Raw genomic sequence first — 13,185 nt, 5'->3', positions numbered from 1 at the left:
TGTTCCGCGAGTTCGCCATTACCCTCGCCATCGCGATTTTGATTTCCGCGGTGGTTTCCCTGACCCTGACGCCGATGATGTGCGCCCGGATGCTGAGCCACGAATCCCTGCGCAAGCAGAACCGCTTTTCCCGGGCCAGCGAGCGCTTCTTTGAGAAAGTAATCGCCGGCTACGGGCGCCAGCTGGCGAAGGTGCTGAACCACCCGTGGCTGACGCTGGGGGTGGCGCTCGGCACGCTGGCGCTCTCGGTGATGCTGTGGATTTTCATTCCAAAAGGCTTCTTCCCGGTGCAGGACAACGGCATTATTCAGGGTACCCTGCAGGCGCCGCAGTCAGCGTCGTTCGCCAGCATGCGCGAGCGCCAGTCCAGCGTTTCCGACATCATTCTGAAAGATCCGGCGGTGGAGAGCCTGACCGCATTTGTCGGGGTTGACGGAACCAATCCGGCGCTCAACAGCGCCCGCCTGCAAATCAACCTTAAGCCGCTCGACGATCGCGACGACCGGGTGCAGACGGTGATCGCCCGCCTGCAGCAGGCGGTGAGCCGCGTACCGGGGGTTGAACTCTACCTGCAGCCGACCCAGGATTTAACCATTGATACCACCGTGAGCCGCACCCAGTATCAGTTCACCCTGCAGGGTAACTCGCTGGACGCGCTCAGCGACTGGGTACCGCCGCTGATGGCGAAACTCCAGTCCCTGCCGCAGCTGGCAGACGTCAGCAGCGACTGGCAGGACAAAGGGCTGGCGGCCTACGTTAACGTTGACCGCAGCAGCGCCAGCCGCCTCGGCATTACCATGCAGGATGTGGATAACGCCCTGTATAACGCCTTCGGCCAGCGGCTGATCTCGACGATTTATACCCAGTCAAACCAGTACCGGGTGGTGCTGGAGCACGACATCCGCGCCACGCCCGGGCTGGCGGCGCTGGAGAGTATCCGGCTGACCAGCAAAGACGGCGGCATTGTGCCGCTCAACGCCATCGCCCGCATCGAGCAGCGCTTCGCGCCACTGTCGATAAACCATCTCGATCAGTTCCCGGTGACCACCATCTCCTTTAACCTAGCCCACGGCGCGTCCCTTGGCGAAGCGGTGCAGGCGATTAACGAGGCGGAAAGCACGCTGGAACTGCCCGCCGAGCTGCGCACCGAGTTCCAGGGCAGCTCGCTGGCGTTCCAGGCAGCGCTCTCAAGCACCGTCTGGCTGGTGCTGGCCGCGGTAGTGGCGATGTATATCGTGCTCGGCATTCTGTATGAGAGTTTTATCCACCCGATAACGATCCTCTCTACTCTGCCAACCGCCGGGGTCGGGGCGCTGCTGGCGCTATGGATCTCCGGCAGCGCGCTGGACGTCATCGCGATCATCGGCATTATTCTGCTGATCGGCATCGTCAAGAAAAACGCCATCATGATGATCGACTTCGCCCTCGCCGCCGAGCGCGAGCAGGGCATGTCGCCCCGGGAGGCGATTTACCAGGCCTGCCTGCTGCGCTTTCGGCCGATCCTGATGACCACGCTTGCCGCCCTGCTCGGCGCCCTGCCGCTGATGCTCAGCACCGGCGTCGGCGCGGAGCTGCGCCGCCCGCTCGGCATCGGGATGGTGGGCGGCCTGCTGGTCAGCCAGGTGCTGACGCTGTTTACCACGCCGGTTATCTATCTGCTGTTCGATCGGCTGTCGCATTTTCTCCGTCGCCGGATGCCGGCGCGGGAAGAGGAGGCGTAAATGCGGTTTTACGCGCTCTTTATCAACCGCCCGGTGGCGACGATCCTGCTGTCGATTGCCATTACGCTTTGCGGCGTGCTGGGCTTTCGGCTACTGCCGGTAGCGCCGCTGCCGCAGGTGGACTATCCGGTGATCATGGTCAGCGCCTCGCTGCCGGGCGCCTCGCCGGAAACCATGGCCTCCTCGGTGGCGACGCCGCTGGAGCGATCGCTCGGCAGCATTGCCGGGCTTAACGAAATGACCTCCAGCAACTCGCTGGGCAGTACGCGCATCATTTTGCAGTTCGACTTTAATCGCGACATCAACGGCGCGGCGCGGGACGTGCAGGCGGCAATTAACGCGGCGCAGAACCTGCTGCCGTCGGGAATGCCGAGCCGGCCAACCTACCGCAAGGCGAATCCGTCGGATGCACCGATCATGATCCTGACGCTCACCTCCGATACCTACTCTCAGGGGGAGCTGTATGACTATGCCTCAACCCAGCTGGCGCAGACCATTTCGCAGATAAACGGCGTCGGCGATGTGGACGTGGGCGGCAGCTCGCTGCCCGCCGTGCGTGTCGATCTCAACCCGCAGGCGCTGTTCCACCAGGGCGTGTCGCTGGACGACGTGCGCAATGCTATCAACAAGGCTAACGTGCGCATGCCGCTGGGCGCGGTGGACGACAGCACCCGCCGCTGGCAGGTGGCGACCAACGACGAGCTGAAAACCGCGGCTGAGTACAAGCCGCTGATCATTCACTACAACAACGGCGCGCCGGTGCGCCTGAGCGACGTTGCCAACGTCAGCGACTCGGTGCAGGACGTGCGCAACGCCGGGATGGCCAACGCCCGGCCGGCGATCCTGCTGATGATCCGCAAGTTGCCGGAAGCCAACATTATTCAGACCGTGGAGGCGATCCGCGCGCAGATCCCCGCACTGCAGAAAACCATTCCCGCCGCCATTGATTTGCAAGTCGCCAACGATCGCTCCCCCACCATTCGCGCGTCGCTGGCGGAAGTGGAGCAGACGCTGGTTATCTCAGTCGCGCTGGTGATCCTGGTGGTGTTTCTGTTTCTGCGCTCCGGCCGCGCAACGCTTATCCCCGCCGTGGCGGTGCCGGTATCGCTGATCGGCACCTTCGGCGCCATGTACCTGTGCGGTTTTAGCCTCAACAACCTGTCGCTGATGGCGCTGACGATTGCTACCGGCTTCGTGGTGGATGACGCCATCGTGGTGCTGGAGAATATCTCCCGCCACCTTGAAGCCGGCGTTAAGCCGCTGCGGGCCGCGCTGGAGGGCAGTCGCGAAGTGGGCTTTACGGTACTGTCCATGAGCCTGTCGCTGGTGGCGGTATTTCTGCCGCTGCTGCTGATGGGCGGCCTGCCGGGACGTCTGCTGCGGGAGTTTGCCGTGACGCTGTCGGTGGCGATTGGCATTTCGCTGGTGGTCTCCCTGACCCTGACGCCGATGATGTGCGGCTGGATGCTGAAAGCCGCCCGTCCCCACGCGCCGACCCGCAGCCGCGGGTTTGGCCGCCTGCTGGTGGCATTGCAGCAGCGCTACGGACGATCGCTCAAGTGGGTGCTTCAGCATACTAAGCTGGTTGGCGCGGTGCTGCTTGCCACTATCGCCCTGAACATCTGGCTCTATATCAGCGTACCGAAAACCTTTTTCCCCGAGCAGGACACCGGCGTGCTGATGGGCGGCATTCAGGCGGACCAAAGCATCTCGTTTCAGGCGATGCGCGGCAAGCTGCAAGACTTCATGAAGATCGTGCGCGATGACCCGGACGTGGACAACGTGGTGGGTTTTACCGGCGGCTCCCGGGCTAACAGCGGCTTTATGTTTATCACCCTCAAATCCCGGGATAAGCGCAGCAACAGCGCCCAGCAGATCATTGACCGCCTGCGCAAGAAGCTGGCCAATGAGCCCGGGGCCAGCCTGTTTCTGATGGCGGTGCAGGATATCCGCGTCGGCGGTCGCCAGTCCAACGCCAGCTATCAGTACACGCTGATGTCCGACGATCTGGCAGCCCTGCGCGAGTGGGAGCCGAAAATTCGCAAGGCGCTGGCGGCCCTGCCGGAGCTGGCCGACGTCAACTCCGATCAGCAGGATAACGGCGCGGAGATGAACCTGACCTACGATCGCGAAACCATGTCGCGGCTGGGGATCAGCGTACAGACCGCCAATGGCCTGCTCAACAACGCCTTCGGCCAGCGGCAGATCTCCACCATCTATCAGCCGCTGAACCAGTACAAAGTGGTGATGGAAGTCGATCCGGTCTACACCCGGGACATCAGCGCCCTGAACCAGATGTTCGTGATTAACGAAGAGGGTAAGCCGATCCCGCTCTCCAGCTTCGCCCGCTGGCAACCGACCAACGCGCCGCTGTCGGTAAACCACGAAGGGCTGTCCGCCGCCTCGACGCTCTCCTTTAACCTGCCCGCCGGAAAAGCGCTCTCCGACGCCAGCGCCGCCATTGACCAGACGATGGTGCAGCTCGGCGTGCCGCCGAGCGTGCGCGGCAGCTTTGCCGGCACTGCGCAGGTGTTCCAGGACACCATGAGCTCGCAGCTGATCCTGATTCTGGCCGCCATCGCTACGGTGTATATCGTGCTGGGGATCCTGTACGAGAGCTATATCCATCCGCTGACGATCCTCTCCAGCCTGCCCTCCGCCGGCGTCGGCGCGCTGCTGGCCCTGGAGCTGTTCGGCGCACCGTTTAGCCTGATAGCCCTTATCGGCATCATGCTGCTGATAGGCATCGTGAAGAAGAACGCGATCATGATGGTGGACTTCGCGCTGGACGCCCAGCGCAATGGCGGCCTGTCGCCGGAAGAGGCCATTTTCCAGGCCTGCCTGCTGCGCTTTCGCCCGATCATGATGACCACCCTGGCGGCGCTGTTCGGCGCGCTGCCGCTGGTGCTTTCCGGCGGTGACGGTTCCGAGCTGCGCCAGCCGCTCGGCATCACTATCGTCGGGGGGCTGGTGGTGAGCCAGCTGCTGACCCTCTATACCACCCCGGTGGTATACCTGTTCTTCGACAGGCTGCGCCAGCGCGTCACAGGCAAAGCGCTGAGCCGGATCGCGCAGTAGCAATGGTTAAGTTATCGTGCGGCACGGTGGTCCGCCGGCCGCAAGCGGGGGCCGCCGCACGTGGAGCAGCGATTTTCCCCCGCGCTTTCGACCATGCTGAATGCCACCGCAATCTTTTTCGCAACACGAGGAGCGAGTCGTGAAAATCTGGCGCCCCAACATTACCGCGAAGCTGTTTCTGGCGATTTTAGGCACCTGCATCATGCTGCTGATCACCATGCACTGGGCGGTACGCCTCAGCTTCGAGCACGGCTTTATCGACTACATCAAGCGCGGCAACGAACAGCGGCTGGTGCTGCTGAGCGAGGCGCTGGCTGAACAGTACGAATCCCACGGCAGCTGGCGCTTTCTGCGCGGCAACGACCGCTTTATTTTCCAGATCCTGCGCACTCTGGAGCACGACACACCGGACGACGGCAAAGGGCCGCCGCAGATGCCGCCCCACGGCTGGCGCACCCAGTTCTGGGTGGTGGATCAGCGCGGAAAGGTACTGGTCGGCCCCCGGGCGCCGGTACCGCCCGACGGAACGCGGCGGGCGATTGAGTACAACGGTGTGGAGGTGGGAGCGGTTATTGCCTCGCCGGTGGAGCGCCTGACCCGCAATACCGACATTAACTTCGACCGCCAGCAGCGGCGCACCAGCTGGCTGATCGTTGGCCTGGCGACGCTGCTCGCCGCCCTTGCAACTTTTCCGCTGGCGCGCGGGCTGCTGGCTCCGGTCAAGCGGCTGGTAGAAGGCACCCACCGGCTGGCGGCCGGGGATTTCTCCACCCGCGTCGCCGCCACCGGCAGCGACGAGCTGGGCAAGCTCGGGCAGGATTTTAACCAGCTGGCGAGCACCCTTGAGCGCAACCAGCAGATGCGCCGCGACTTTATGGCCGATATTTCCCACGAGCTGCGCACCCCGCTGGCGGTGCTGCGCGGGGAACTTGAGGCGATTCAGGACGGGGTGCGTAAATTTACGCCGGAATCCGTCTCGTCCCTGCAGGCAGAGGTCGGCACCCTGACCAAGCTGGTGGAGGATCTCCACCAGCTCTCCATGTCCGACGAGGGCGCCCTCTCCTATCAGAAAGCGCCGGTGGATATCGTCTCCCTGCTGGAGATGGCCGCAGGCGCGTTTCGCGACCGCTTCACCACCCGCGGGCTAACCATCAATCTGAAACTGCCCGAGAGCGCAACCGCATTCGGCGATCGCGACCGGCTGATGCAGCTGTTTAATAACCTGCTGGAGAACAGCCTGCGCTACACCGACCCCGGTGGCCAGCTGTTAATCCGCGCGGAAAAAACCGCCCGCCGCCTCATCCTGACCTTTGCCGACAGCGGTCCCGGAGTTAGCGACGCGCAGCTGGCAATGCTCTGCGAGCGCTTTTACCGCGCGGAAAGCTCGCGCAACCGGGCCAGCGGCGGCTCCGGCCTGGGGCTGGCCATCTGCGTCAATATTGTCGCCGCCCACGGCGGAACCCTCAGCGCCGCCCATTCGCCTTTTGGCGGGGTTAGCATTACAGTAGAGCTTCCGCTGGAGCGAGATTTACCGGGAACCGTATGACCGAATTACCCATTGATGACAACACGCCGCGCATTCTGATCGTCGAGGATGAGCCGAAACTGGGGCAGCTGCTGATTGATTATCTGCTGGCGGCAAACTATGCCCCGACGCTGATTAACCACGGCGATAAGGTGCTGAATTACGTGCGCCAGACGCCGCCGGATCTGATCCTGTTGGACCTGATGCTGCCCGGTACCGACGGCCTGACCCTGTGCCGCGAAATTCGCCGCTTTTCAGAAGTGCCCATCGTGATGGTGACCGCCAAAATCGAAGAGATTGACCGCCTGCTGGGGCTTGAGATTGGCGCCGACGACTATATCTGCAAGCCCTACAGCCCGCGGGAAGTGGTCGCGCGGGTCAAAACTATCCTGCGCCGCTGCCGCCCGCGCCGGGACCTGCAGGCGCTGGACGCCGAAAGCCCGCTGATTGTCGACGAGGGCCGCTTTCAGGCCTCCTGGCGCGGCAGCGTGCTGGACCTGACGCCTGCCGAGTTTCGCCTGCTGAAAACCCTCTCCCAGGAGCCGGGAAAAGTCTTCTCCCGCGAGCAGCTGCTCAATAACCTGTATGACGACTATCGGGTGGTCACCGACCGCACCATCGATAGCCACATCAAAAACCTGCGCCGCAAGCTGGAAGCGCTGGACGCCGAGCAGGCCTTTATCCGCGCGGTTTATGGCGTGGGGTACCGCTGGGAGGCGGATGCGGCCCGGCTGAACTAAAGGAGATACATTGAGCAAGAGCGGCAGCCGCTACCTGCGGACGAAAAAAGAGGCACAGCGCCAGCGCTGGAAAAAGACGCCGGTTATTCAGTTTGTAAAAAGTCTGGATTTCATCGGTAAGTTCGGGCTCGGTACGCTGCTGTATGGGATGTTCATCACAGACAGCTATTTTCTCCAGTACCACCCGACGCTGATTACGGTCTGCGCGGTATCGATTTTCTTTTATCCGTTTGCTAAAAAAGGGTCTGATGACTCTCTTCGCCGTTACACGTCCGAGCGTAAATTTGACTTTATCAGTAACGGCCTTGGAATTCGTGCTGTATATACCCTTATCGTTATGGTCTTTGCTATCCCGCTCGGCATTGGCTATTTCCTCTATCACTACTGGCACTATCGCCGCAGTGCAAAGTGAGCGCCTGCCCCGCTGAAGGTTTACTCCCCCGCACCCCGGCGCTACAATGCCCGCCCTTAACGTAAGGGAACTCCCCTGCCGCTTTACCTGGTAAAGCGGATCTGACCTGTCATCAGAATGAGACCATCATGTTTAAACCGGAACTCCTCTCCCCGGCGGGAACGCTGAAAAATATGCGTTACGCCTTCGCCTATGGTGCCGATGCGGTATACGCGGGCCAGCCGCGCTACTCCCTGCGGGTGCGCAACAACGAATTCAACCACGAGAATCTGCAGCAGGGGATTAATGAAGCCCACGCGCTCGGCAAGAAATTCTACGTAGTGGTCAACATCGCCCCGCACAACGCCAAGCTGAAAACCTTCATTCGCGATCTAAAGCCAGTGGTGGATATGGGACCGGACGCGCTGATCATGTCCGATCCGGGGCTGATTATGCTGGTGCGCGAACACTTCCCGCAGATGGATATTCACCTGTCGGTGCAGGCCAACGCCGTAAACTGGGCGACGGTGAAGTTCTGGCAGCAGATGGGGCTGACCCGGGTTATCCTCTCCCGCGAACTGTCGCTGGAAGAGATTGAAGAGATCCGCGCCCAGGTGCCGGAGATGGAAATCGAAATTTTCGTGCACGGCGCGCTGTGCATGGCCTATTCCGGGCGCTGCCTGCTGTCGGGCTACATCAACAAGCGCGACCCGAACCAGGGCACCTGCACCAACGCCTGCCGCTGGGAGTATAAGGTCCAGGAAGGCAAAGAGGACGACATCGGCAACATCGTCCACAAGCACGAACCGATCCCGGTCCAGAACATCGAGCCGACACTCGGCGTCGGGGAGCCCACCAGCAGCGTATTCATGATTGAAGAGGCCCAGCGCCCGGGCGAGTACATGACCGCCTTCGAGGACGAACACGGCACCTACATCATGAACTCAAAAGACCTGCGCGCCATCGCCCACGTTGAACGCCTGACCCAAATGGGCGTGCACTCGCTGAAAATTGAAGGCCGCACCAAGTCTTTCTACTACTGCGCCCGCACCGCGCAGGTTTACCGCAAAGCCATTGACGACGCCGCAGCGGGTAAACCGTTTGATACGTCGCTAATGGAAACGCTGGAAGGCCTCGCCCACCGCGGTTATACCGAAGGGTTCCTGCGCCGCCACACCCACGACAGCTATCAAAACTACGAATACGGCTACTCCGTTTCCGAGCGTCAGCAATTTGTCGGCGAGTTTACCGGCGAGCGCAGGGGCGACCTGGCCGCGGTGGCGGTGAAAAACAAGTTTATGAAAGGTGACAGACTGGAGCTGATGACCCCGCAAGGCAATGTTAACTTCACCCTGGAGCACATGGAAAACGGCAAAGGGGCTGCGGTAGATGTGGCGCCGGGCGACGGCCATACCGTATGGATCCCTGTGCCTGCGGAGATGGTGCTGGATTATGCACTGCTAATGCGCAATTTTACTGGTCAGAGCACTCGGAATCCGCACGGTAAGTAGTTAATTAGCATTATTTTTTCGACATCAGGCATTCTTAGAAACGGATCACATACCTCAGCAACCGATCAGGGTATCATCCACGGCGCTGAAAAACATAACCTATAAATGCTTGTTGTACCAGGAACCACCTCCTTGGCCCGCGTAATCTCCCTTGCGCGGGCCGATTTTTTATCTCCCCTCCCTCCTCTCTCATATGCTGTTGATTTCGGGCTGTTCTGACCCTAATTTATTCAACCTGAGATACACTAAGGATCACAGTGCAGCACGAGGAGCTAAAGATGGACCATTTTCCTGCCAGTTTATTAATTTTAAACGGCAAGGGCGCCGGTAATCCCGACCTGCGCCAGGCGGTAAAGGACCTGCGCGCGCAGGGTGCTGAAATTCACGTTCGCGTCACCTGGGAGAAAGGCGACGCGGTGCGCTATCTGGACGAAGCGCGACGTCTCGGCGTTGAAACCGTCATCGCCGGCGGCGGCGACGGCACCGTCAATGAAGTGGCGACGGCGCTGATTAACAGCGGCAGCGAATCCCTGCCGGCGCTGGGCATTCTGCCGCTTGGCACTGCCAACGACTTTGCCACCAGCGCCGGTATTCCGGAAGAGATGGACAAAGCCCTGCTGCTGGCGATCGCCGGCAGCGCCGCGCCGGTTGATATTGCCCGGGTTAACGACAGCACCTGCTTTATGAATATGGCCACTGGGGGTTTCGGCACCCGCATTACCAGCGAAACGCCGGAAAAACTGAAGGCCGCGCTGGGCGGCGTGTCGTATTTAATCCACGGACTGATGCGCCCGGACACGCTGAAGGCCGACCGCTGCGAAATTCGCGGCGACAGCTTTCACTGGCAGGGAGATGCGCTGGTTATCGGCATCGGCAACGGCCGCCAGGCCGGCGGCGGCCAGCAGCTTTGCCCCGAGGCGCTGATTGACGACGGCCTGCTGCACCTGCGTATTTACACCGCCGACGCGCTGATCCCGGCATTAATTAACACCCTCACCCGCCCGGAAGAGAAAACCAACATCATCGACGGCGTATCGGCGTGGTTTGAGGTTACCGCACCGCACGAAATGACTTTTAATCTGGACGGCGAGCCGCAGTCGGGACGTAAATTCCGGATGGAAATTCTGCCGGCCGCGCTGCGCTGCCGCCTGCCGCCGGGCTGTCCGCTGCTGAGCTAGGGAACATCTCTCCCCGGACGGGGAGAGATAAAAGGCTCAGGCAATGGTAACGCTGTTGTCGAGATACACATCCTGTACGGCGTTGATCAGCTTGACGCCGTCTGTCATAGATTTTTTAAACGCTTTACGCCCCAGAATCAGCCCCATGCCGCCGGCGCGCTTGTTAATCACCGCGGTGCGCACCGCATCCGCCGCATCGTTGTCACCGGCGGCCCCGCCGGAGTTAATCAGCCCCGCGCGCCCCATATAGCAATTCGCCAGCTGATAGCGCACCAGATCGATAGGATTGTCGGTGGTCAGCTTGCTGTAGACCCGCTCGTCGGTATAGCCGAAATTAACCGCCTTGTAGCCGCCGTTGTTCTCAGCCATTTTCTGCTTCACGATATCGGCGCCGATAGTTGCCGCCAGATGGTTGGCCTGCCCGGTTAGATCCGCGGACACGTGGTAATCCACGCCGTCTTTCTTGAAGCCGGAATTGCGCAGATAGGCCCACAGCACGGTGACCATCCCCAGCTCGTGAGCGCGCTCGAAGGCCGCAGAAATTTCTTCAATCTGGCGGCGGGACTCTTCCGAACCGAAATAAATGGTCGCCCCGACCGCCACCGCGCCCATGTTAAAGGCCTGCTCGACGCTGGCGTACAGGGTCTGATCGAAGGTATTCGGGTAGCTCAGCGTCTCGTTATGGTTGAGCTTCACCAGAAACGGGATCCGGTGCGCGTAGCGTCGCGACACCGAGGCCAGCACGCCGTAGGTTGAGGCCACGCAGTTGCAGCCGGCCTCAATCGCCAGCTCGACAATGTTCTTCGGATCGAAATAGAGCGGATTGGCCGCGAACGACGCGCCCGCCGAGTGCTCCACGCCCTGATCGACCGGCAAAATGGAGAGGTAGCCGGTGCCCGCAAGACGTCCGGTATTGTACAGCGTCTGCATGTTGCGCAGCACAGCCGGCGGGCGGTTGTTGTCGATCATTACCCGGTCAACGTAATCTGCACCGGGAAGGTAGAGCTGGTCGGAAGGAATGGTCATACAGCGGTGCTGCAGCAGGCTGTCGGCATCTTTGCCAAGCAATTGCGCAATATCAGTCATAGCGATAACTCCCGTAAGTGCCGGCCGGGCCGGCAGTGAATATCCTGAGCTGCCTGAATAAAAGGGAACCTTAAGCCTGGTCTTCTCAGCCCCTTTTTTCCAGGACAAACGTGCCATTCCTGGCACATTCTGCTGGCCTGAGTCACACCTTACCGACGTGTCATGCGCAGCTGCCGGGCTACCACCAGGCGTGAAAATGGTGCACCGGCCCAATCCCGCGGCCAACTTCCAGCGTATCCGCCTGGGCCAGCGCTGCGGAGAGCCAGGCTTTTGCCTCCGGCACCGTGTCGAGCCAGCTGCGGTGGCGCGGGCGCAGCGCCGCCAGCGCTGCGGAGAGGGTGCAGCCGGTGCCGTGGGTGTTTTTGGTTATCACCCGGGGTGCAGTAAAGCGGTGCTCGCCCTCGGACGTAAACAGCCAGTCCGGGCTTTCCGCATCGTCAAGGTGGCCACCCTTCATCAGCACCGCGTCGCAGCCCAGCGCCCGCAGCGCCCGGCCCTGCTCGAGCATTTCGCGCTCGTTCGCGGCGTGGGGCGCATCCAGCAGCGCGGCAGCCTCGGGCAGGTTCGGCGTTATCAGCGATACCTGCGGCAGCAGGCGCTGGCGCAACGTGCTGACGGCGGAGGGCGAAAGCAGCGGATCGCCGCTTTTGGCCAGCATCACCGTATCCAGCACCACATTTTCAACGCCGTAGCGCGCCAGCCTGTCCGCAACCGCCTCGACGATATCGGTCTCGGCCAGCATGCCGATTTTGGTGGTGTCGATCCGCACGTCGCTGAACACCGAATCCAGCTGGGCGGCGACGAAATCCGGCTCGATGCGGTACACCGACTGCACGCCCCGGGTGTTCTGGGCCACCAGTGCCGTAATCACCGAGCAACCGTAGGCGCCCAGCGCGGAAAAGGTTTTCAGGTCAGCCTGGATCCCCGCCCCGCCGCTGGGATCGGTGCCGGCGATGGTAAGAGCGTTAATGCGCTTCATGCGTCCACCTCCTGATACAGCGCGTCGAGGAACGCAGGCACAAACCCGCCCGGTCCGGCACTTGCCGCGGCGGCAATACCGCCTGCCCGCTTCATCAGCCCGCAGGCCCCGGAGACATTCTGCAGCCTGTCACCCGGAAGCGCACAGGCGGCGGCAACCACCGCCGAGAGCGCGCAGCCAGTGCCGACAACTCTGGTCATCAGCGGCGAACCGCCTGCAACAGAGACAGTGCGTGGGCCGTCGGTCACATAATCCACCTCGCCGGTAACCGCCACAATCGTTGCCAGATCCGCCGCCAGCCTGCGCGCCGCGGGCAGCGCCGCCGCCGCAGTATCGGTGGTATCCACCCCGCGCCCGCCGCCGCTCTCGCCGGCAAGGGCCATAATCTCGGAGGCGTTACCGCGTATCGCCGCCGGGCCGCGGGCCAGCAGCGCCTGGCAAAATTCGCTGCGCAGCGTCAGCGCCCCGACCGCTACGGGATCCAGTACCCAGGGTTTCCCCGCAGCGCTGGCGCTTTCCACCGCGGCGCGCATGGCGTCGCGCCGGGCTTCGGTCAGCGTACCGACGTTAATCAGCAGCGCGTCCGCCAGCGCGGCAAACTGCGGCGCTTCAGCAATATCAATCACCATTGCCGGAGACGCCCCCACCGCCAGCAGGACGTTGGCGGTAAACGTCTGTACGACATCGTTGGTCATGCAGTGAACCAGCGGAGTGCGGGAACGAAAAAGATGGGAGGTTTGCGCGAGCTGCGCATGATTCAGAAGGTCAGGTTGCACGTTATGCTCCTGCCAGGCTGCGGAAGAAGCGATAACCCGCGAGGGTCACTGACTTCCCTACGCTGGCATTATCCAGATCAGGTGGTACGGGTATTTCTCAGCCTTCACAAAGAAGGGCACCCCGAGTCATTTAAATCAACAGGTTGCAATAGCAAACACCGCTGAGGTCTGCCAAAAATAATGCCAGCACGCTTGCGAAT

10 protein-coding genes and 1 riboswitch are annotated in these 13,185 nt (G+C 61.7%); of the genes, 7 read left to right on the top strand and 3 right to left on the bottom strand.

The annotated features are described in order from the left end of the window. The 7 genes from QZ766_RS05620 to yegS all read left to right on the top strand — a co-directional run. Nucleotides 1-1,721 (top strand): efflux RND transporter permease subunit (locus QZ766_RS05620; RefSeq protein ID WP_297198494.1); only part of this gene is annotated, 1,721 nt, incomplete at its 5' end. Then, complete coding sequence (gene mdtC, locus QZ766_RS05615; RefSeq protein ID WP_297198491.1) at nucleotides 1,722-4,799, top strand: multidrug efflux RND transporter permease subunit MdtC; 3,078 nt, start codon at nucleotides 1,722-1,724, stop codon at nucleotides 4,797-4,799. Nucleotides 4,800-4,938: 139 nt separating this feature from the next. After that, the gene (gene baeS / locus QZ766_RS05610; RefSeq protein ID WP_297198489.1) at nucleotides 4,939-6,345 is read left to right on the top strand and encodes a two-component system sensor histidine kinase BaeS; all 1,407 of its coding nucleotides are present in this window, start codon (nucleotides 4,939-4,941) and stop codon (nucleotides 6,343-6,345) included. Then, nucleotides 6,342-7,064, top strand: a complete 723-nt coding sequence (baeR, locus tag QZ766_RS05605) for a two-component system response regulator BaeR (protein WP_297198486.1) — start codon at nucleotides 6,342-6,344, stop codon at nucleotides 7,062-7,064. The genes baeS and baeR overlap by 4 nt, the downstream gene beginning before the upstream one ends. A 10-nt stretch (nucleotides 7,065-7,074) precedes the next feature. After that, nucleotides 7,075-7,476, top strand: coding sequence for a hypothetical protein (locus QZ766_RS05600; protein WP_297198481.1), 402 nt, complete (start codon nucleotides 7,075-7,077; stop codon nucleotides 7,474-7,476). A 128-nt stretch (nucleotides 7,477-7,604) separates the two neighbouring features. Beyond that, nucleotides 7,605-8,966 (top strand): tRNA 5-hydroxyuridine modification protein YegQ, encoded by a 1,362-nt coding sequence (gene yegQ / locus QZ766_RS05595; RefSeq protein ID WP_297198478.1) that lies wholly within the window; start codon nucleotides 7,605-7,607, stop codon nucleotides 8,964-8,966. Nucleotides 8,967-9,244: 278 nt separating this feature from the next. Beyond that, entirely contained in the window at nucleotides 9,245-10,144 is a 900-nt protein-coding gene (gene yegS, locus QZ766_RS05590) for a lipid kinase YegS (protein ID WP_297198475.1), read from the top strand. Nucleotides 10,145-10,180: 36 nt separating this feature from the next. On the opposite strand, the gene fbaB is transcribed toward yegS, so the two are convergent. From fbaB to thiM, 3 genes are all read right to left on the bottom strand, one after another. Next, on the bottom strand, nucleotides 10,181-11,230 hold the full coding sequence (fbaB, locus tag QZ766_RS05585; RefSeq protein ID WP_297198470.1) for a class I fructose-bisphosphate aldolase: 1,050 nt from the start codon (nucleotides 11,228-11,230) through the stop codon (nucleotides 10,181-10,183). A gap of 178 nt (nucleotides 11,231-11,408) precedes the next feature. Further along, nucleotides 11,409-12,209, bottom strand: coding sequence for a bifunctional hydroxymethylpyrimidine kinase/phosphomethylpyrimidine kinase (gene thiD, locus QZ766_RS05580; RefSeq protein WP_297198467.1), 801 nt, complete (start codon nucleotides 12,207-12,209; stop codon nucleotides 11,409-11,411). After that, a complete protein-coding gene (thiM, locus tag QZ766_RS05575) occupies nucleotides 12,206-12,985 on the bottom strand; it encodes a hydroxyethylthiazole kinase (protein WP_297198464.1) in 780 nt (259 codons plus the stop codon). The genes thiD and thiM overlap by 4 nt, the downstream gene beginning before the upstream one ends. Nucleotides 12,986-13,022: 37 nt before the next feature. After that, a riboswitch (TPP riboswitch) is annotated at nucleotides 13,023-13,119 on the bottom strand. Between the last annotated feature and the right edge of the window lie 66 nt (nucleotides 13,120-13,185).

The organism is uncultured Pluralibacter sp., assembly GCF_913775985.1.
Classification (GTDB): domain Bacteria; phylum Pseudomonadota; class Gammaproteobacteria; order Enterobacterales; family Enterobacteriaceae; genus Pluralibacter.
This window is presented reverse-complemented; position numbering and strand designations above follow the sequence as displayed.